The sequence below is a fragment of the Enterococcus sp. HY326 genome, from assembly GCF_026157065.1.
GTDB lineage: Bacteria > Bacillota > Bacilli > Lactobacillales > Enterococcaceae > HY326.
In genome coordinates this window covers 750,633-771,126 of record NZ_JANLGQ010000001.1, presented here as the reverse complement: position 1 = coordinate 771,126, position 20,494 = coordinate 750,633, and the positions used below count along the sequence as shown (strand labels likewise).

At 40.3% G+C, this 20,494-nt stretch carries 14 protein-coding genes; 6 read left to right on the top strand and 8 right to left on the bottom strand.

Annotation, left to right across the window (positions count from 1 at the left end; all coding sequences use genetic code 11):
• Positions 1-105 precede the first annotated feature (105 nt).
• The 3 genes from ORH16_RS03715 to ORH16_RS03705 form a co-directional block, all read right to left on the bottom strand.
• Positions 106-1,554 (bottom strand): glycoside hydrolase family 1 protein, encoded by a 1,449-nt coding sequence (locus ORH16_RS03715; RefSeq protein ID WP_265456341.1) that lies wholly within the window; start codon positions 1,552-1,554, stop codon positions 106-108.
• Between the two features lie 25 nt (positions 1,555-1,579).
• Positions 1,580-3,460: a beta-glucoside-specific PTS transporter subunit IIABC gene (locus ORH16_RS03710; protein WP_265456339.1), complete on the bottom strand. Its 1,881-nt coding sequence runs from the start codon at positions 3,458-3,460 to the stop codon at positions 1,580-1,582.
• Between the two features lie 179 nt (positions 3,461-3,639).
• Entirely contained in the window at positions 3,640-4,485 is an 846-nt protein-coding gene (locus ORH16_RS03705; protein WP_265456337.1) for a PRD domain-containing protein, read from the bottom strand.
• Positions 4,486-4,904: 419 nt separating this feature from the next.
• Between ORH16_RS03705 and ORH16_RS03700 the strand changes: the two genes are divergently transcribed.
• From ORH16_RS03700 to ORH16_RS03685, 4 genes are all read left to right on the top strand, one after another.
• Positions 4,905-6,395, top strand: a complete 1,491-nt coding sequence (locus ORH16_RS03700; protein ID WP_265456335.1) for a glycoside hydrolase family 1 protein — start codon at positions 4,905-4,907, stop codon at positions 6,393-6,395.
• Between the two features lie 186 nt (positions 6,396-6,581).
• Positions 6,582-8,336 (top strand): HTH domain-containing protein, encoded by a 1,755-nt coding sequence (locus tag ORH16_RS03695; protein ID WP_265456333.1) that lies wholly within the window; start codon positions 6,582-6,584, stop codon positions 8,334-8,336.
• Between the two features lie 113 nt (positions 8,337-8,449).
• Positions 8,450-10,285: a beta-glucoside-specific PTS transporter subunit IIABC gene (locus ORH16_RS03690; protein WP_265456332.1), complete on the top strand. Its 1,836-nt coding sequence runs from the start codon at positions 8,450-8,452 to the stop codon at positions 10,283-10,285.
• Between the two features lie 12 nt (positions 10,286-10,297).
• Positions 10,298-11,755, top strand: a complete 1,458-nt coding sequence (locus ORH16_RS03685; RefSeq protein ID WP_265456330.1) for a glycoside hydrolase family 1 protein — start codon at positions 10,298-10,300, stop codon at positions 11,753-11,755.
• A 118-nt stretch (positions 11,756-11,873) separates the two neighbouring features.
• On the opposite strand, the gene ORH16_RS03680 is transcribed toward ORH16_RS03685, so the two are convergent.
• The 3 genes from ORH16_RS03680 to ORH16_RS03670 form a co-directional block, all read right to left on the bottom strand.
• Complete coding sequence (locus tag ORH16_RS03680) at positions 11,874-13,115, bottom strand: multidrug efflux MFS transporter (protein WP_265456328.1); 1,242 nt, start codon at positions 13,113-13,115, stop codon at positions 11,874-11,876.
• A gap of 246 nt (positions 13,116-13,361) precedes the next feature.
• The gene (locus tag ORH16_RS03675) at positions 13,362-14,240 is read right to left on the bottom strand and encodes an alpha/beta hydrolase (protein ID WP_265456326.1); all 879 of its coding nucleotides are present in this window, start codon (positions 14,238-14,240) and stop codon (positions 13,362-13,364) included.
• A gap of 186 nt (positions 14,241-14,426) precedes the next feature.
• Complete coding sequence (locus tag ORH16_RS03670) at positions 14,427-15,347, bottom strand: SDR family oxidoreductase (RefSeq protein WP_265456325.1); 921 nt, start codon at positions 15,345-15,347, stop codon at positions 14,427-14,429.
• A 239-nt stretch (positions 15,348-15,586) separates the two neighbouring features.
• Here ORH16_RS03670 and thiD point away from each other — a divergent pair, with 239 nt between their 5' ends.
• Together thiD and ORH16_RS03660 are read left to right on the top strand one after the other, a co-directional pair.
• Positions 15,587-16,402: a bifunctional hydroxymethylpyrimidine kinase/phosphomethylpyrimidine kinase gene (gene thiD / locus ORH16_RS03665; RefSeq protein ID WP_265456323.1), complete on the top strand. Its 816-nt coding sequence runs from the start codon at positions 15,587-15,589 to the stop codon at positions 16,400-16,402.
• Positions 16,403-16,558: 156 nt separating this feature from the next.
• On the top strand, positions 16,559-17,446 hold the full coding sequence (locus ORH16_RS03660) for a cation diffusion facilitator family transporter (protein WP_265456321.1): 888 nt from the start codon (positions 16,559-16,561) through the stop codon (positions 17,444-17,446).
• A gap of 48 nt (positions 17,447-17,494) precedes the next feature.
• Here ORH16_RS03660 and ORH16_RS03655 read toward each other — a convergent pair whose 3' ends face one another.
• Both ORH16_RS03655 and brnQ read right to left on the bottom strand, forming a co-directional pair.
• A complete protein-coding gene (locus ORH16_RS03655; RefSeq protein ID WP_265456319.1) occupies positions 17,495-19,030 on the bottom strand; it encodes a helix-turn-helix domain-containing protein in 1,536 nt (511 codons plus the stop codon).
• A gap of 69 nt (positions 19,031-19,099) precedes the next feature.
• Positions 19,100-20,455 carry a branched-chain amino acid transport system II carrier protein gene (gene brnQ / locus ORH16_RS03650; RefSeq protein ID WP_265456317.1) on the bottom strand — a complete coding sequence of 452 codons (1,356 nt, stop codon included), beginning with the start codon at positions 20,453-20,455 and terminating at the stop codon, positions 19,100-19,102.
• Between the last annotated feature and the right edge of the window lie 39 nt (positions 20,456-20,494).

The window sequence follows — 20,494 nt, the reverse complement described above, 5'->3', positions numbered from 1 at the left end:
TGGAGTTGCCGCAGATTTTTTTGAGGCAGCTTTTTTTTCTAAAAATACAAATAAAAAAACCGCCAAGTAGGGTTTCAGAAACCTGACTTAGCGGAATTTTTTTGATTAGTTATTACTTAAATCATCACCATTTGTAGCGATGACTTTTTGATACCAATCAAAGGATTTTTTCTTAGAGCGGTCCAGTGTTCCTTGGCCTTCATCATCTAAATCAACATAGACAAAGCCATAGCGTTTGCTCATTTCCCCTGTGGAAGCACTGACTAAGTCGATACAGCCCCAAGGTGTGTAGCCGATCAAATCAACGCCGTCTTCAATCGCTTCAGCCATGGCTGCGATATGACGTTGCAAATAGTCAATCCGATAGTCGTCAACGATTGAGCCGTCTGCTTCGATTTTATCATAAGCGCCTAAGCCATTTTCAACGATAAAGCAAGGAACTTGATAGCGATTGTAGATTTCATTTAAGGCAATGCGCATGCCTTCAGGGTCAATTTGCCAACCCCAGTCGCTGGCTTCCAAGAAAGGATTTTTCACGCCGCCTAAAAGATTACCGGCAACTTGAGCGTTGTCTTCAGATACAATATCGACAACAGCTGACATGTAATAGCTAAAGCCAACATAATCAACAGTATGTTCTTTAATCAAAGCAAAGTCTTGGTCTTCGATTTCTAAATCCGCCCATGTGATGCCGTGTTCTTTAAAGAAACGATTGGTGAAGGCCGAATATTTACCTCGGACTTGCACATCCGCACAGTAGAAGTTAAATTCTTGATTTTGTTTGATTGTTGCCATTTGGTTAATCGGATTTGAATCCATGCTGTAAGTAGTTGCGTAGATAATCATACAGCCGATTTGCAAATCAGGATTTAACTCATGGCCAATTTTGACCGCTTTGGCACTGGCAACAAATTGATTGTGCCAGCCTTGGATGATGCTCTTGAAATCTTTGGCGCCGGTTTTATTAATTAAGCCTTGGCTTAAAACAGGAGCATGGAAGGAAGAATTGATTTCATTGAAGGTCATCCAATATTTTACTTTGCTGTGGAAACGAGTTAAGACAGTGTTAGCATATCTTTCGTAAAAATCAATCAATTGGCGATTTTTCCAGCCGCCGTAAGTCGTCGCTAAGTTTAAAGGCATTTCATAATGGGAGATTGTGATAACCGGTTCGATGTTGTATTTCAAACATTCGTCGATTAATTCATCGTAAAATTTCAAACCAGCTTCGTTGGGCTCCATTTCATCCCCTTGAGGAAAAATTCGTGACCAAGCGATAGAGAAACGGTAGCATTTGAAGCCCATTTCCGCAAACAAAGCGATATCTTCTTTAAAACGATCATAGTGGTCAATACCCCGATGGTTGGGATAAGTATATTTGCTTTCGTCGATACTCCAGTCAAAGTCATCGCTGGCTAAAATAGCTAAACGCTCTTTGCCTCCAGGCATTGCGTCAGCAACAGATAAGCCTTTGCCGTCGCGGTCAAACGCGCCTTCTAATTGATTGGCAGCCGTTGCGCCGCCCCATAGGAAATTCTCTGGAAATTTTGACATTGATTGACACTCCAATTCTTTATTTTTATTTTACTGTAAACAGTAATTGGTCCCCAAAATCGATATCGCCGTTGGTTTTAGATTGGACAACATCTAAATAATCCGCCGAGTTTGTGACTATCACCATTGTAACAGTATTTAAGCCACTTTCGGAAATTTTATCTTTGTCAAAGGTGACTAATAAATCGCCAGCTTCAACATGGTCGCCGACTTTAACGGCTGCCTCAAAGTATTTGCCGCCAAGGGTAACAGTATCAATCCCAACGTGAATTAAAATTTCAGCGCCATCGTCGGCAACAATTCCAATGGCATGTTTCGAATCAGGTAACACAGTAATTTCACCGGCAACTGGTGCAACAACTTTGCCTTCACTAGGTTCAATGGCAATTCCTTTGCCCATAATTCCAGATGAAAAAGTTTGATCAGGTACCGTTTCTAAGGGCACGATATTGCCTTTTAAAGGTGCAACAATAAATAAATCATCGGCCAATTCAGTCGCTGTTTTAGCAGTTGGTTCAGTTGTAACGCCATCTTCATCTTCGACATCTTCAAAGCCAAAGACAAGAGTTAGAACAAATGGCAGAACAATTGCCAAAGCAAAGCAGCTGATGGCAACAATCAAATTGGTTAAGCTTGAGCTATCAGAGAAGACCGGAAGAGCGAAGAGACCGATAATTCCAGAAAGTCCAAAAGCACTTAAAGTGAAGTAGCCGCCAACACCGCCTAAAATAGCGGCAGAAATCATCGCAAAATAAAATGGTTTTTTGACCTTCATATTAATCCCGTACATCGCCGGTTCAGTAATCCCAAAAATTGCAGAAAGACCAGCAGAAAAAGCTAATTGACGGAAGGCTTTATTTTTCGTACGAATCCCAACGGCAAAAGCAGCGCCACCTTGTGCAGCATTACTGATGAGCATTGCCGGTTGGACCATTGAATCGAAACCAAAAGAAGAAATGCTTTGAACGACAACTGGTGTAAAGGCGTAGTGCATGCCAGTCATAATGATTAACGGCATAAATCCAGCCAGTAAAGCACCAGCTAATGGACCAGCCACGTTAAACAACCAAACGAAGAAGTTGGCTATGACTTGACCAACGTTAGTGCCTAGTGGTCCCACAACCCAAAGAGTGATAGGAACCGTAATTAAAAGCGTAATCATCGGTGTAAACATAAAAGTTAAGGTATCAGGCATAATTTTCTTGACGCCTTGATGGACATATTTCAATAGAATAACTGCTAAAATAATTGGAATGACACTAGAAGAATAATTAACGACCGGTAAAGCAATGCCAAAGAAATCAAAGCTAGCCGTTTCAGTAATTCCTCGTGCAGCATCTAAGAAAGTCGGATACATCATGGCACCGGCAATCGCAAGAGCCAAAAATTCACTAGTTTTCAGTTTGCGGGCAGCTGTCACCGCTAAGAAAAATGGCAGGAAGAAAAAGACGCCATCGCCAATGGCATACAAAACGGAATAGGTTTCACTTGTATCAGACAACCAACCTAAAACGACAAACAGTGAAGTGAAACCTTTTAATAAACCGGCACCGGCTAAGGCTGGGATAATCGGTGTAAAAATACCCGACATGGTATCCATCACTAAAGATAAAATCCCCTGTTTTTGGCCAGATTTGGCTCCATCGCCAGAGCCGCCACCGACAATTTTGTCGACTTCTTCAAAGGCATCGCCAACTCGATTGCCGATAACAACTTGAAATTGGTCACCGGAAAATTGCGCCCCCATGACTCCGTCGATTTTTTTGATTTCATCAATTTTGACTGCATCTTTGTCGTTTAAGTTAAAACGCAAACGGGTAACGCAGTTCCAAGCAGTGGCAACATTTTCTTTGCCGCCGACATTTTTAATTACATCTTTTGCTAAATCTTGATAATTTACTGCCATTATCTTTTCTCCTTTAAACATGACTTTATATAGTAAAAGGCGCGCGCCCTTATTACTCGTTTTTGAATAAAAAAATACCCAAATAAATTGAGACTGACAGCATAAGCTTGTGCAGTAACAATTTTATTTGGGTAATGCCTGATCGAATCAGTAACAATCCTTAATAAAATAAGCAATATTTAGTTTTCTTGAATGACTCTTTGAATATGCAGAGTCAAATAGAGCATCTCATCTTCAGAAAGCTGCCAGCTTTTTTCAGCCGCCAGATACCGGCTGACCTTTAGGGCTGCTTGATAAGATTTTTTATATTTTTCCTTGACCACATCTAAAATTCCGCTGGCCTGCAGGACATCATTTTCCTCATGATTAATCTTTCGCAAAATGAAATAACGTAGGTGGGTGATAAAGCGGGAGTAGCTCAACGAATCTTCCTTCAATTCTAAATGCAAATGATAGCTGATAATATCTAAAATCCGCTGAATAATCGCCGTCATATTGGCGGCTTCATCGGCTTTGGCAAAGTTGCTGCTGGCGTTTAAAAAATGATATGTCAGATAGACTTCTTCGGCCGGCGGTAATTGCACGTCGGTCTCGGCCTTGACTAAGGCAATCGTTTCTTTGGCCAACTGGTATTCCTTAGGATAAAATTTCTTGATTTCAATTCTGGTGAAATCTTCAGCGTCGGCCACCGTAGCCCCTCGAACAATAGCGTATTGTAGATGGTCTGCTAGAGCGAAAAAATTAGTGGTGGGGAAGGTTGTCCCCATTTCCTGATCCGTTAAACCGGTAATTTTAGTCGTAACCGCTAAAATTTTAGGGTCAATTTCGTTTACAGCCTGAGCGATTGCTGTGTAGCTAGCCCCAGGTTCTTGATCGGCGATAAATTTTTTCTCAATCAAACTTTCATCCACTGCATCGCCGGCTTTTTTATTAAAGCCGATGCCATTGCCTAGGATAATATACTCTTTATGATTGTCATCTTCCACGAGGGCGACATTATTATTGATCTTTTTTAGATATCTCATAAAGTTCTCCCCAAAAAAAATGCCTAAATAAACTATGCGCTTTGATAGTCCATTTAGGTTATGCCTGATCGAATCAGTAACAATCCAGAATTATTTTTAAAACAATAAAAATAATATAAACCCTTTTGAAACCGATGTCAATAGTTTTGCTGAAATTATTTAGCTGATAACCTTTTGGCAGTGGTATTCGTGAAGTCTGATTATTCATGAGCTTTTTGATTAACTGCAAAGATTTTGCAAAAGCCTTAGTCATAACTGACTGAGCATATAAAAAGTCTATAAATTCACCTATTTTCGTAAGGCCAGTGACTTGTTCACAAAATTTCTTTTATACAAAAGAAAAAAAGAGTATGGAAAGAAGGGTATTTTCCTAATAAGATAGATGTAAGAAAACGATTTCTAAATCGAGGAGGAACAAGATGACAACGACAAATGTATTTCCGGAGAATTTTTTATGGGGGGGCGCCGTAGCAGCTAACCAAGTGGAGGGTGCTTGGCTCGAAGACGGTAAGCTGCCAAATGTCACGGATACCTTGATTGGTATTATGAATACCAAACCCAGCATCTCTTGGAATGAAGAGCAAGGAATTTGGGAATTAAATTTAGAAAAAGACCGGGCCTTTTTATCCCATGAGGCCGTTGATTTTTATCACCGCTTTGAAGCAGATATCAAATTGATGAGCGAGATGGGCTTAAAGGCTTTTCGCACGAGTATTTCTTGGGGACGAATTTTCCCTCGGGGCGATGAAGAAACTCCAAATGAAGCAGGTTTAGCTTTTTATGATCGTTTGATTGACACTTTATTAAACTATCAGATGGAACCTGTGATTACTCTTAGTCACTATGAAACACCTTTTGCACTATTGGCGGAATATGGCGGCTGGCAAAACCGCCAATTAATCGAATTCTTTGATCGCTATGCCAGCATTATTTTTGATCGTTACAAAGGAAAAGTTAAATATTGGATGACCTTTAACGAAATTAATAATGCCTTTAGAATGCCTTACGCAGCTGCCGGAGTGATTAAATTTCCAGCAACTGACCCCAATGAGCCAATTACAACCTTAACTAAAAAAGAAATTTATCAAGCTGTCCACCATTTGTTTGTGGCCAATGCCTTAGCAACGAAGCGCATGCAAGCGACTGACCCAGATGCATTGATGGGCGTGATGTGCAGTTTTTCTTCACTGGCAACCTATCCGATTGACTGCAACCCTGCCAACGTCTTCGGTGCCTTAGAATTTAAACGCAATTCCTATTTATTTTCAGACGTTATGTGTCGCGGCCATTATCCTGGTTACGTTAAACGGATTTGGCGTGAAGAAGATTGCGCACCAGAAATCGCTGACGGCGATCTAGCGTTGTTAGCGGATTATACCTCGGATTATATTGCTTTTAGTTATTACCGGAGTACGGTTTTCAGTGTTGACGCAGAAATGCGGGTGGATACTGGCGGTGCTAAGGGCTTTGACAATCCCTTCTTAACGGAAAAAGCGCCTGAACCATGGAATTGGCCAATTGATCCTTTAGGCTTGCGTTATGTGATGAATGAGTTGACTGACCGCTATGAGCTGCCATTATTTATTGTTGAAAATGGCTTGGGCATTGATGAAGGCCCGGATGAAAATGGTCAAATTTTAGACACGGAAAGAGCCCGCTATCTAAAAATGCATATTGAAGAAATGGCCGAAGCAATTCAAGACGGCTGTGATGTGATTGGCTATTTGTGGTGGGGCCCGATTGATATCGTTTCAGCTGGCACTGGTGAAATGAAAAAACGCTACGGCTTTATCTATGTCGACCGTCACAATGATGGCTCTGGTAGCTTTGACCGCTTGAAGAAGGCCAGCTTTGATTATTACAAACAAATCATCGATACCAACGGACTGGATTTAACCATTAATTTTTAACGAACTGTCAAAAAGATGATATATAGGACCTGAACTATCCTTAAATTTTCCTACTGTGGAGCTGATTACTTCATATCAATCAGCTCAATAAAGAAAATTTTTCTGTGGTAGTTCAGGTCTTTTTGCGGCAGCCTATTTATTTCCCAGCGGAATTTGACTAAAATGACAACGAGAGGAGTGGTCTCGATGAATTTAACCCGTCGCCAATTGGAGCTGTTGGTGTATTTAGCTAACACCAATCTATGGCTGACTAGTGAAAAACTAGCTGAACAGATTCACACAACTAAAAAAACGGTTCAGGCAGAGATTAAAGATATGTTGGATAGCCATCCTGAAGATATTCAAATTGAAAGTAATAAACGCAAAGGCTATCATCTGGTGTATTTAGCGCCAGAATTGCAGACGCAAATTGTTATGGAAGTCAAAAAACATAAGATGTACTCCAGCATGAATTTCCGAGCATCAACGATGATTATTTATTTAATTTTTCAAGAGGAGTATGTCAGTATGCAACAGCTGGCAGATACGTTTTTTCTTTCTAAGACGGCAGTATCTAATGAAGTCAAAACGATTCAGCGCTGGGTCAACCGCAATCCTAATCTGGAGCTAGAAGTCTCCAACCAAAAAGGCTTGATGATTCATGTCACAGAAGATATGCGACGAATTTTTGCTTCGATGGTGGGAACGCAATCGGTGTTATTGGAAAGCCGATTACCCGCAGATTTTATTGAAGAAGTGCTAGCGCTGATTCCTCCAATCCAAAAATTTTTGCAGGAAATTTTGATTGAAGCCAATTACATAGTTTCCGGCGAGGATTTTTTGCGGTATGCCCGCTATCTTGCGCTGACCATTGCCAGAGGCCGACGCCAATATTCTTTAGAAGTGTTTCCCATCAATACATTGTTGGTTCCGGTTGTCGAAAAAATCGTGGCAGCGATAGCCACTGAATGCAACTATCAAGTAACTGCGGATGAACACCGTGCTTTAGGTAACAGGCTATTGGAACTCAATTACCTTTTCTTAGATAATCAAGAAAATTTAGTGATTGCCCAAAAACTATCGAAGTTTGAAGGAGCGCTCATTGATTTTTTAGCACTGCCCACGGAAAAATTATTTGTCCGTAGCGATGCTTTGGTGATGCATATCCAGCAGATGGAATTACGAATGACAGCCGGTCATAATGTTTTAAATCATTTCGCCCAAAAGACATTGGCGAATTATCCTCTAGAGGCCTATTTAATCCGGCGGTTTTTCCCAATATATTTTGATTTGCGGCCTAATTTAGCTGAGCTTTCCTATTTAGTTTTGTATTTAGCAGAAAGTTTAGAAAGCTATCGCAGTGGGGAAACGCTGCTGGTAGTTAGCAATCAATCCTTTAGTATTTTAAATGCATTAAAACGAAATTTAGAGGACGCTTTGCAGCGGAAAGTTCGCCAAGTTCAGATTGAACCAGTATATCTCTTTGAAGCCCGCTTAAAAGAGCAACAGCAATTTAGTCTAGCCTTAACCACAGAACAAGAAATTGTCTTTAATTATCCCGGCTTCAATTTTATTCCCAGTGTTCTGACGGAAAATGAATTGAATGAGCTGAGCAATGAGTTGTATCAGCAAATAAATGAAAAAGAAGAAGCCTTTAAACAGGATTTTTTAGCGAAATATTATAATCAGGAAAGCCAGATTGTCGTTAAGAAAAAAGTCGCGGATTTACAGCAGCTAGTGCCGGCGACAAAGGATTTAATCACCCTGCCGATTACGGCAAAAGTCTTGTTTGCCTGTGAAATCAAAGATAGCGGTACGACTCAGATTCGCCAATACCAACTGCAGGAGGCAATCGTCTATCAGCAGCGGAAGATTCAGACGATTATCCATGTTTCCTATGTTAAAAATTCCTTGATACTGCCGGAATTTTCCGCCATCAGTGAATTGCTAAGCGACCTCTAGCGTTCAAGCAATTTCCTTTTTAGTGGCGATTTATCTTGAATGGCGGAAAGTGCGGTTCCTCCTTATACTAGCAATATAGAAAACGGATACAAGTTATCGAGGAGGAAACAAAAATGGGATATGAAGCATTAGCAAATGATATCTTGAAAAATGTCGGCGGAGAGGAAAATGTTAGTAATCTTTACCACTGTGCAACGAGATTGCGCTTTACTTTAAAGGATCAAAAGCAAGCAAAAAAACAAGCGATTGAAAATCTTGACGGTGTGATTACAGTTGTTGAAGCCGGTGGGATGTTTCAAGTTGTTATTGGCAATACGGTTAATGATGTCTATGAAGCAATTACTAAGATATCAAATTTAGGAGCAGCCAGTACCGAAGAAGAGGCGCCTAAAGAAAAGAAAAATTTGTTGAACTCATTTATTGATATGATTGCCGCTGTTTTTGCGCCAACCTTAGGCGTGCTTGCCGGCAGTGGATTAATCAAAGGGGTTTTGGCTTTACTGACAAGTGTTGGTTGGCTAGCAACAGATAGTGGAACGTATGTTGTTTTAAATGCAGCAGCGGATGCTTTTTTCTACTTCTTACCAATTTTCTTAGCCTATACAGCAGCCAAAAAATTCAAAACAGATATTTTTATTGCGATGGTTTTAGCGGCCGCTTTGGTTTATCCAACAATTACCGCCGCCTATACAGATGGCGCTGCTATCAGTTTTTTAGGTCTGCCGGTTTCTCTGGCTAGATATTCCAGCACCGTCATTCCGGCTATTTTAGCCGTGTATGTCTTGTCGCATTTAGAACGCTTCACCCGTAAGAGATTACACGAAAGCGTGCGGAATTTATTAACGCCATTTATTTGTTTGATTATCATGGTGCCACTGACTTTGATGGTGGTTGGTCCAATTGCCAATTCCGCCAGTGAGTTAATCGCAAACGGTTACTTAGCCGTTTATAATTTTAGTCCGATTTTATCAGGCGCCGTTATCGGTGGCTTTTGGCAAGTCCTAGTGATTTTTGGGTTACATTGGGGGATGGTGCCAGTTATGACCAACAATATTGCTTTTTACGGTCGAGACACATTGGGACCTGGCTGTATGACAGCCGTCGCAGCACAAGCCGGAGCTGTCCTAGGCGTTTTCTTAAAAGCCAAAGATAAAAAAGTAAAAAGTTTAGCCCTGTCTTCCTTTATCAGTGCCCTCTTTGGAATTACCGAACCGGCCGTTTACGGAATTACTTTGAAATATAAAAAACCTTTTTACATCGCTTGTATTGTCGGTGCAATCTTTGGTGGTGTGGCAGGAGCGGCCGGTGCCGGCGCTTTAGCAGTTGCTACCCGCAGTATTTTGTCCTTCCCAATTTATATTGGTCAAGGCTTTGTCTGGCTAGTTGCCAGTTATTTCTTAGCAATGCTAGCAGCCTGCGTCTTAACCTTCCTCTTTGGTTATAAAGACGAAGCAGCTGTTGAAGAAGAAAAAATGATTTTAGCTAGTGAACAAGCACTAGTTTTAGAAAAACCAGCTCAAGGTCAAACAATTGCCCTATCAGAAGTGAACGATCCAACCTTTTCAAGCGGTGCAATGGGAGAAGGCTTTGCTGTTATCCCATCAAGAGGCGAAGTCTATAGCCCAGCTGCCGGAAGGATTACCTCAATTTTTCCAAGTAAGCACGCCATCGGCATCACGACTCCCCAAGGGGCTGAAATTTTACTGCATATCGGGATTGATACGGTGAATTTAGCTGGTAAATATTTTGAAACAGCGGTCACAGAAAATATGCAGGTGCGGGCTGGAGAATTATTGGTCACCTTTGATTTAGAAAAAATCAAAGAAGATGGCTATGACCCAACAATTATGGTGATGGTTACCAATAGCGGGGACTTTGAAACCATCGAATTTGTCGATGAAAATCAAAGTGTTGTAATCGGTGCTGATTTTGGCGAACTTTTAGTATAAGGAGCAAAAGACATGACAAAATTTCCAAAAGATTTTTTATGGGGCGGCGCCACAGCCGCCCATCAAGTTGAGGGCGGCTTTGACGAAGGTGGTAAAGGTTTATCTGTTTCTGATGTGTACACCTTTGACAGCACACTACCTAAAGAGCACTGGACGGATCAATGGCATCTGATGACGCATCAACAAGTTGCAGAAGCACAAGATCCCCACAGTAAAAAATATTATCCGAAACGCCACGGCAATGATTTTTATCATCATTTTAAAGAAGACATTGCCCTCTTTGCGGAGATGGGCTTCAAATGTTACCGCACGTCAATTGCTTGGACTCGGATTTTTCCCCATGGAGATGAAACAGCACCTAATGAGGCAGGCTTAAAATTTTATGATGAGATGTTTGATGAATTATTAAAACACGGTATTGAACCGGTAGTCTCATTGTCCCATTATGAAATGCCTCTATATTTAGTTACTGAATATGGCGGTTGGCCTAACCGCAAAGTAATTGATTTTTATCTAAATTTTGCGATAGCCGTTTTTGAACGCTATAAAAATAAAGTGAAATACTGGCTGACCTTCAACGAAATCAATTGCGTGAAGCATCATCCCTATGTCAGCGTTGGGGTGATTGAAGAAAATCACCCGAATTTAGAACAGGCCAAATATCAGGGTGCTCATCATCAATTCGTGGCGAGTGCCTTAGCAACTAAAGCCTGCCATGAGATTATTCCTGATTCAAAAGTCGGCTGTATGATTAGTTATCAATTGTTGGTGCCTTATTCCTGCGACCCAGACGATGTACAAAAAACGGTTGAGAGTCAGCGCACCTCCCTCTTTTTCTCCGATGTACAGGCTCGAGGATATTATCCGGCTTATACTAAACGGATGTTTGAAGAAAAAGGGGTCGAACTGGCAGTCGAAGTTGGCGATGAAGAAATTTTACGCCAGTATCCGGTTGATTTTATTTCCTTTAGCTATTACATGTCTTCGGCTGTGTCCGCCCATCCGGAAAAATTAGAACATGCAGAAGGGAACTTGATTACCGGTGGAATTAAAAATCCGTATCTGCCTAGTAGTGAATGGGGCTGGCAGGTTGATCCTAAGGGGTTGCGAATTGCTTTGAATCAATTATATGATCGTTATCAAAAGCCTTTATTCATTGCTGAAAATGGCTTAGGGGCGATTGATGAAATCCAAGCGGATGGTAGTATTCAAGACGATTACCGCATTGATTATCTCAGACAGCACATTGAGCAGATGCAAGAGGCGATTCATGATGGCGTCGATTTATTCGGCTATACTTCGTGGGGCTGTATTGATATTGTCAGCGCCTCAACTTCTCAGATGTCAAAACGCTATGGCTATATCTATGTCGATCAAGATGATGAAGGCAACGGTACTAAAAAAAGAAGCAAGAAAAAATCTTTTGATTGGTACAAAGAAGTGATTGCTTCCAATGGTGAGAATTTATAGAATTCTCACGGGAACCAAAATATCTTAAAAAAATTGACCTCACCTCAACTAGTTTTTTAGTTGAGGTGAGGTCATTTAAATTATTTAGAAATAAATAGCCGAAGTTTTCCGTTTGCATCTAACCATGATGAAAAGAATCATCCTTGCCAATTTCTTTAGTGTTGCGCCGCACTAATAGATAATTGACAAAAACTAAAAGAGAAGTTGAAATAAAGACACCTCGATAGCCGAAAACAGAGGAGACACTGGAGCCTAGCATCGGACCAATCACATTGCCGCTAGCCTGAAAAGATTGATTGTAACTGAAAATCCGGCCAGCAGCTTCATGGGGTGAATATTTCGTAATCAAGGACTGAACTGCTGGCAATAGACAGGCGTCGGAAATACCTACGAGAAATCGTAAGAAGCCTAATTGCCAAACATTTTGCACGATGGCCATTGGCAGGTAAACCAGCATGGCAAAGATTAAACCAATCCCTAAAATTTTCTCACTGCCGATGCGATCTCCTAAGCGGCCAAAGCGGGGGGCGGCAATCAAGGTAGCAATCCCGGGGATCGAAGCGATAATCCCGCTGACCAAAGTCACATTGCCGCCACCCAACAGCTGTCGAATATATAAGCTGATGATCGGACTGATGGAATTATTGGAGGCCTGGATAATCATCGTGGTAATAAACATTCCGATAATTAGATGGGGATATTTTAATTCTTTAAAAATTTGTTTTGCCGGCAACATATTGTCTTTTTTGACAGGAGTAAATTTTTCATGGACAAAGACCAAGCTTAAAATAAAGACTAAAAATAAAATTGTGCCAGTGATGAAAAAGGTATAGCGGTAACCGACAATTGAGGCGATGACACCGCCGATTAAAGGACCCAATAAAGTTCCAGAAACTTGCCCTGTGGTTAAAGTACCTAAAACTTGGCCACTTTTTTCCCGCGGCGTTCCTGTAGCAATCAAAGCTGTCGCATTGCTGATATAGCCGGAAAAAATCCCCTGCAATAAACGTAACGCAATCAGCTGGTAGACATTGGTCACTAAGCCCATCAAGCCAATTACGATGGCCATGCCTAAAGAGGTCCGCAAAAGCATCAGCTTGCGGCCTTTTTGGTCAGCTAAACGGCCCCAAAACGGTGAGACAATCGCCGTCACTAAAAACGTTGCAGAAAAAGTAATTCCGCTCCAAAAATTCAATTGCGCAGCAGAATAATCCCCTAAAGTATCAATATATAAAGCCATAAAGGGCATGACTAAGCTGAAGGCAATCCCCGCCATAAAAGTCCCAAACCATAAAACAATTAAGTTTTTTAGCCATGGTGGGCGTTTACGGAAGATTTTTCTTTTGACTGATTTTAACAAAAAAGTGGCCTTCTTTCTGATCAATAAGTTGTAAAAAGTTGTTGTGAAATGTCGCCAGTAGATGGAGCTAGTCACTGACTTAAACTAGAAAATGCGTTAGAAAATATGCAATCAGCAAAATCTGATGCCATACTTTTCAATCAAGGATAATCCAAAATAATCTAGAGGAAAAGGGTAACGGCCCGAGCACATCCGCAAACACGCTAAAGACAGCGGAAATCGCTGCTCTCCGCTGTCTTATACTAGCTATAGATATTCTTTAAAGAAAGTCAGCTCATCGTCATTGCACAGCTTAGCAATGGCGCTTTTTTGATCAATATGAAAGACGTGACCTAATTCCGAGCCATCTGGGTTTTCATAAATTTTAGTTTCCGTCGTCACTCCTTGAGCGCTTAGAACAGCCGCCAATGGTTGAACCAAATCTTTTAGGAAATCATGGGAGGCTGACATGATATAAGCCGGTGGGAAATTTTTAGTGATGAAGGGTTCTATTGGAAATTGCTGTAAAATCGCTTCGGTTGGTTCATCACCAAAATAAAATGGGAACTGAGCTGTTAAAGGTTCTTGTCCCCCTAAGAAATAAACGCCGCAGTTTAAGGCAACAGCTTTAGGCTTAACTTCTTCCGCTGTAAAATTAAATAGCTTGGCGTACTCTGAATTGGTGACAAAGGTCGTATACTGCTCGACCAATTGTGCACCAGCACTGTCCCCTAGGATAAATAATTGCTGCATATCCAAATGGTAATCTAAACCATTTGCTAACAGCCAATTCATTAAGTTGTTAATATCTTCAATTGGGGCGGGATATTGACTAGCAGGAGCCAGCCGATAGTTAAAATTAACTACAGCAAAGCCCTGAGTTGCTAAATACATCGCATAAAACCGATACAATTCTTTGTCGCCGTAAACAAAGCCGCCACCATGAATGGAGACAATTGTCGGCAGCAGATTTGTCGTACCCTTTGGATAATAAATATCAAAGGTATTTTCAATACCATAAGGGCCATAGGATAAATCTTTAACTTTGACTAAGGAATCTGGCTCTACTAAGCCAGCATCACGCTTAGCATCGGCTTCTTTCATTAAAGGAATTAATTCTAACGGGTTAATTTTTTCTTCACTCATAACAGCGCCTCCAATTAATTTGATACTTCTATTGTATAACAAAGCCCTTTAAATGACTGACAGTTTATTAAAAAAAACTTTGAAAATGACGAAGAAAAACCCGGCTGAGATATTTTTTGCGGCCAAAACTTAGAAAAAAACTAGTTTTGGCAGGAAAAACTCTTCCGGGTTTTACTTATTACAATTTTAACTGTGACTGTAAGCCGCTGGTCGAGTGGCAGAGCGATACTCTTCAGCAAATTCTTTAACAAAGTCAGCTAATTTAACTTGGCCTTCAGTGACTTCATCTGGATGGGCTTTTAAGTCAGCATAAAGTTTTTCTGGTTGGCGTTGATAGTCATTCATCTGAATCAAGGCTTCACTGAATTCTTCTGACAAGCCATTTTTCAACAGACCTTCTTTGACCTGTTGATCGGAAATAACCAAGTAATGGAGGCGAGGCAAATGCAATTCAGTTTTCAAAGCTTCGGCAAATTCTGCACCAGAGAAGCTGTCGCTGACAACATAATGCACAGTTTTACCAGCAGGTAACTCTGTCATCAGGTGATAAATTTCAGCCGCAATATCTTGAGGCGCCACCCAATTTTGTTTTACATCAGCTGGGATGTTGGAAAACAATGCCTGACGTTCGATAATACTTGGCAAATGGCTGTAAAGATTTTGATAAAATCCGACAGGTCGCACAAAAGCAATCGAAACGTCTTTTAACTGTCGCAATTCAGATTCAATCAAGTTGTAGGCATAAAGGGCCCCAGCTTCGCTACCGGCATCGGCTCCAACACTGCTAAGATCAACAACTTGTTTAACCCCGCTATCAGCAAGGGCTTCCCGGAAAATCCGGCCTTGTTCCGTAGTGTGTTCAAGGAAATTATCTCCGTGGGGACCTCCCGCAATCATCAAATAGACTAAGTCAGCTCCAAAAAAAGCTGTGCTTAAAAATTTCTCATCTAACATATCACCAACTAAGCCTTGAGCTCCCAAAGCAGCAATCGCTGGCAGGCGGTCTTCGTTGGAGGTAATGACAGTAACGTCATGTTTATCGGCAATTAATTGGGGAATGACTAAACTATTAATAGTTCCTAAAGAACCTAACATGGTAATTTTCATACGTCTTCGCTTCTTTCTATTTTTCGCTTTTTCATTTTTTCCCTTTTAAAAAAACTTTTTGAAAACAAACCAAGTATAGGGTGAATTTAGCAGAATGTAAAATAGATTGATTGGATTCTTAATGAAGATTAATAAATAACTGCTCTTTCTAACAAAATCATCTGCCTGCTGAGCGTTTCAACGGCTTTTTAGTCAAATTCCGGTATAATGAAAGGTAGAAAAACTTTAGGAGGCAACTTATGGAAATCCAATATCCCCAAGCATTAACCATTGCGGGTTCAGATAGTGACGGCAGTGCAGGTATGCAGGCAGATTTACATACATTTTTCGCACGGGAGGTCTATGGAGCATCGGTTTTAACAGCCTGCGTTGCAGGAAATTCATATGGAATTGCCGCCAGCATCAATTTGCCGGCAGATTTTATCGACAAAGAATTTGAATTATTAGCAGAAGATTATCAAATTCGTGCCAGCAAAACCGGTATGCTATCAAATAGCGAACTGATTGAAACCGTCGTAAAAAATTATCAACAGTATGACTTTGGGCCCTTAGTTGTCGATCCGGTGATTGTCACTAAGCATGGCAATCTTTTATTAGAAGAATCAGCGCTAATTGCTTTAAAAGAAAAATTAATTCCACTAGCAACAGTTATCACGCCTAATTTTTATGAAGCAGAAAAATTAACAGGTCGCAGCTTAACAGCTGCTGAAGATTTTGTTTTAGCCGCTAAAGAGATTCAAAAATTAGGCGCCAAAAACATTATCATTAAAGGTCGTCATGATGATCCGCAGCAAAAAGAAGTTTTAGACTATGTTTTATTGGAGTCCGGCCGTGATTTTTGGCTGTCGGCTGAATACCATGCAACCGACCGGATCAATGGCACAGGGGATTCATTGTCTGCCTGTATTGCCGCTGAATTGGCTAAAGGGACTGAAATTGAAATGGCTATCCGCATTGCCAAAGACTTCGTTAACACCGCTATCAGCCAAGAAATTTTTGTCGGGCATAAATATGGCCCAATTAATCATTGGATCGCTGCAAAAAAAGTTCAATAAAGTAAAAGAACTTCAACTATTTTTTTGAAAAAGTAGTTGAAGTTTTTTTGATACAAACTATGACGAACAACATCTGCAATTACTTGCAGATAAAATAAGGAAGTGCTATTATCAGTTAAACATGAAAATGAATTCATATAAAAAGAGGCAAATAAAATGACAGATGCACAACAACCGCAGCAAATCAAGCGAGCGTTTAAAATTGGTATCGTAATTAATTTAATTTTTGTAGCAGTGGAGGCAGCTTTTGGTCTTACAGCGAATTCTTTATCGCTGATTGCCGATGCTGGTCATAATCTAAGCGATGTCTTAGGACTGTTGGTTTCTTGGATTGCTTTACTGCTGAGTCAGCGACAACGAGATAAATTTCGCACGTATGGTTATAAACGCAGTTCGATTTTGGCGGCATTATTTAATGCTGTCATCTTATTAGTGGCAGTTGGCGGCATTATTTTGGAGGCTTTGCAGCGTTTCAGCAATCCGCAACCTGTGGCAGAAAATGACGTGATGCTAGTGGCTTTTATTGGAATTTTAATCAATGGCGGGACAGCGCTGCTCTTCATGAAGGGCCAACAGCGGGATTTAAATGTCAAAGGGGCCTTTTTACATATGGCCGCCGATACGTTGGTTTCTGTCGGCGTCGTGATTGCCGCTCTAATAATAAAATTAACAAATTGGTTTTGGTTGGACCCAGTGATGAGTTTACTCATTGCGCTGGTAATTTTTAGCGGCACTTGGGGCTTATTAAAGGAATCTTTAAACCTTTCCCTTGATGCTGTTCCAAAAGAAATTGATTTAGCGGCAGTGGAAGCATTCATTTTACAACAGGCGACAGTCGTCGATTTGCATGATTTGCATATCTGGGCGATTTCGACAACAGAAAATGCACTGACGGTCCATGTCTGCCGTTCGACCTTGGCAGAGAACAATCAATTTCTGGCAGAGCTTGATCACCAATTAATAAAAAAATTTCCTTTAAATCATATTACAATTCAAGTCGAGCTAGGTAAACTTGCCGATGAATCTGTTAGCCATAGTATTTAAAAAAGAACCCACTAACCGTGATGGCTAGTGGGTTCTCTTTTGTAACGCTTAGTCTTTCGAAGCTTCGGCATTTTCAAAATGAATCTGCAAATTCTTCTCGTTGTAAATGCGACGCAAATATTGATACAACTGCATCAGCTGGTCTTCACCGCCGGAATGATCCCAGAAGTAAACTGGCAATTGCGGATGTTTTTGTTTCAAGAGTAAAGAAGAACTCAAAATCAAATCGTAGTCATAGCGGTTGCCAGACTGATAAGTTTCTGTTTCGACAAAGCGTAAATCATCCAAGAATTGGTAAACCCATTTGACTAAGACAAAGTTATGCTCCATTGCTAAACCAATCTTAATTTTGTGAGAGAATTCCAAGGAGTTGTAGTATGGTAAAAGAATATTTTTATAAGATTTCACCATATAAGGTTTTACCTTTTTAACAAAAGCGTATTGATCCTTGTCTTCTGCGTGGGTGAAAAATTCGTCAATCTTTTGTTCCAATAAATACTCAGCATGTTCTTGCTCTTTAGCAGGGACGACCAAAGTTTGAATATTTGGAATCGGCTGCTCGGTCACATAGAAGGTAAAGCCAATATTTAATAAGTTCCCAATAACTAGCGGGCTGTCCAAAACATTTGGCTGATTTTTAAATAAATCTTCCTTGATAAAGTTTAAAAACTCTTGATTCAAGCTGTAAATCGGATTTGGCCGAGTTGAAAAATCATAAATCGTTTGTTGCAAAGTGGCTTCGTTTTCCATTGTATAGAAGGGAACATAATGGGCTAAGAAGAAGACAAAGCTAGTTTCTGCTTTTCTTTGTTTAGGCGTCATTTTGATATTTAGGTCTTCTGACAAGGCATCAATCTGATCGAAATCATAATAAGAATTTTTCTTCATCAGGAAGTCATAGCGCTTATCGTATTTAACAAAATTACCTTTTTGGATGCGGGCTAAATACAGTGCTGCAAAATAGCGAATTTCCATTTGACCAAAGTAGCTAAGACTCAATGGGAAAAATTCTGAAACGCCGTCAACCAATTCTTCCACTCGGTCTAAGTCAGTGTTAAAGGGAATTTCAATTCCTCTTGTGCCTAACCAGATTAAGTTAAACAACATTACCCGCACAAGGCGTTCGTCGCCAACTAAATTCGCTTCAGTATAAGTTAAACGCAGATTGTACTGTTTCAAATAAGCTTTTAATTTTTCCATTTTACGGGAAACAGTCGAACGGCTGACAGAATAAGTATCACAAAAATCGACAACATTTGGATGTTCTTCATTTAAAAAGTAAATGATGAACTGGAAGGGCACACTTTTTTTCAATAAATAGTAGCGGTATTCGTCGACAGTTGAAGAAAGATTAAAGCAATTGACCTTACCAGCACCCAATAAAATACTTTTGTGCTGCGGGTTCAACTCCAATAATTCTTCATCAATTTCAGTGAGGTCAATCACGGCCTGCTGATAGTTTAAATTCATATCTTCAGCCAATTGGGAAATGGCATAGCTTTCACGACTGATTTGCATAAGGTAACGGAAAATTCGGTAACGGATTAAGGTAGATGAGTCAAACATTATTTCTTCATATAGCATGTCAGTTCCTCCTTTAATTCACTTTCATTTTAATAGAATCTGATAAAAAAGTCAGTTATCAGGTATTTTCTACGTTTTTTTTATTCTTTTGTTAAAGTTTAAGTCTAATATAAAACTAATTATAAATCCAACGACAGCTGGAATTATCCAACCCATACCAATGTTGAAAAAGGGTAAGTAATTGCTACCAAAATTTATAATACTTTCAATAATTGACCAATTTGAAATCCAAGCAGGTGCAGCATTTAAGCCGTCAATAATAGCAGCGAACAACGTGAAATAAGTGGTCATTTGGTAAACCAAGCGACGGTAACCAATTAAGGGTTCCAGTAGTGGCAGTAGGATTAAAACAATTGCCAAAGGATAGAGAAACATCAAAACTGGTGTCGAAAATTCAATAATTTTCGTCAGGCCGACATTTGCGAAAAGACAGGGTAGGAAGCTGACAACTAAGATGTAAAAGTTATAAGACCTCTTAGGAAATAAATCGGCAAATGTTTCAGAAAACGAGGTAATCAGACCGATAGCAGTTTTAAGACAGGCGGTGATGACAATCAGCGCTAAAATAAAACTACCTAAGCCCCCTAAATAATAATTAGCCACTTGAGCCAGTGCGATTCCGCCATTTTCACTGACGGCAAAGCTGCCTAGGCTCATCGTTCCCAAATAGGCTAATAAGGTGTAGATAACGCCCATCAAGATAATGCTGATGGCCCCTGATTGAATCGTGTACTTCGCAATTGTTGCTTCCTTTTTAACGCCTAAATTTTTGACAGTCGAGATAATCACAATCCCAAAGGCTAAGGCTGCTAAAGCATCTAAAGTATTATAGCCTTGCGTGAAACCGGTTGAAAAGGCTTCGCTTTGATAGCTGCCTTGAACAGCGGCATCCGTGATGCTGCCCAAAGGATTTACAAAAGCTAATAGCAGTAAAAAACCTAATAGAATCAAAAAAATCGGATTTAAAAATTTGCCGACGTACACTAAAATTTTGGTGGGCTTGCGGGCAAACCCCCAGGCAATCAAGAAAAAAATGACACTAAATAAAGCTAATACTAAAGGTTGTTGCTGGGCATTGATAAATGGGGCGATTCCAATTTCAAATGAAGTTGTTGCTAAACGGGGTAATGCAAAGAAGGGACCGATAACTAGATAAAGCAGAACGGTGAAAATTTTTGCATAACGCTGATTAACTTTGCTGGCTAAGTCATAGACATTGCCGCTGCCACTAATTGCCAAAGCGATGATTCCCAGAAACGGCAGACCGATTCCTGTCACGAGAAATCCCAGGTTGGCACTAAAAACATTGGCGCCAGCCTCTTGTCCTAGATGAATCGGAAAAATTAAATTACCAGCACCGAAGAAAAGACCAAAGAGCATCGAGCCGATAAAAAGCTTTTCCCTAAAGGATAACTTGTGTTCCACGTATATTCTCCTTAATTTTTAAAATACTAAAGACAAAAA

What these genes read in the sequence shown, in the direction of transcription:
- ORH16_RS03715 (WP_265456341.1), bottom strand. Translation starts at nt 1,554, where the DNA reads ATGTCAAAATTTCCAGAGAATTTCCTATGGGGCGGCGCAACGGCTGCC.
- ORH16_RS03710 (WP_265456339.1), bottom strand. Translation starts at nt 3,460, where the DNA reads ATGGCAGTAAATTATCAAGATTTAGCAAAAGATGTAATTAAAAATGTC.
- ORH16_RS03705 (WP_265456337.1), bottom strand. Translation starts at nt 4,485, where the DNA reads ATGAGATATCTAAAAAAGATCAATAATAATGTCGCCCTCGTGGAAGAT.
- ORH16_RS03700 (WP_265456335.1), top strand. Translation starts at nt 4,905, where the DNA reads ATGACAACGACAAATGTATTTCCGGAGAATTTTTTATGGGGGGGCGCC.
- ORH16_RS03695 (WP_265456333.1), top strand. Translation starts at nt 6,582, where the DNA reads ATGAATTTAACCCGTCGCCAATTGGAGCTGTTGGTGTATTTAGCTAAC.
- ORH16_RS03690 (WP_265456332.1), top strand. Translation starts at nt 8,450, where the DNA reads ATGGGATATGAAGCATTAGCAAATGATATCTTGAAAAATGTCGGCGGA.
- ORH16_RS03685 (WP_265456330.1), top strand. Translation starts at nt 10,298, where the DNA reads ATGACAAAATTTCCAAAAGATTTTTTATGGGGCGGCGCCACAGCCGCC.
- ORH16_RS03675 (WP_265456326.1), bottom strand. Translation starts at nt 14,240, where the DNA reads ATGAGTGAAGAAAAAATTAACCCGTTAGAATTAATTCCTTTAATGAAA.
- ORH16_RS03670 (WP_265456325.1), bottom strand. Translation starts at nt 15,347, where the DNA reads ATGAAAATTACCATGTTAGGTTCTTTAGGAACTATTAATAGTTTAGTC.
- thiD (WP_265456323.1), top strand. Translation starts at nt 15,587, where the DNA reads ATGGAAATCCAATATCCCCAAGCATTAACCATTGCGGGTTCAGATAGT.
- ORH16_RS03660 (WP_265456321.1), top strand. Translation starts at nt 16,559, where the DNA reads ATGACAGATGCACAACAACCGCAGCAAATCAAGCGAGCGTTTAAAATT.
- ORH16_RS03655 (WP_265456319.1), bottom strand. Translation starts at nt 19,030, where the DNA reads ATGCTATATGAAGAAATAATGTTTGACTCATCTACCTTAATCCGTTAC.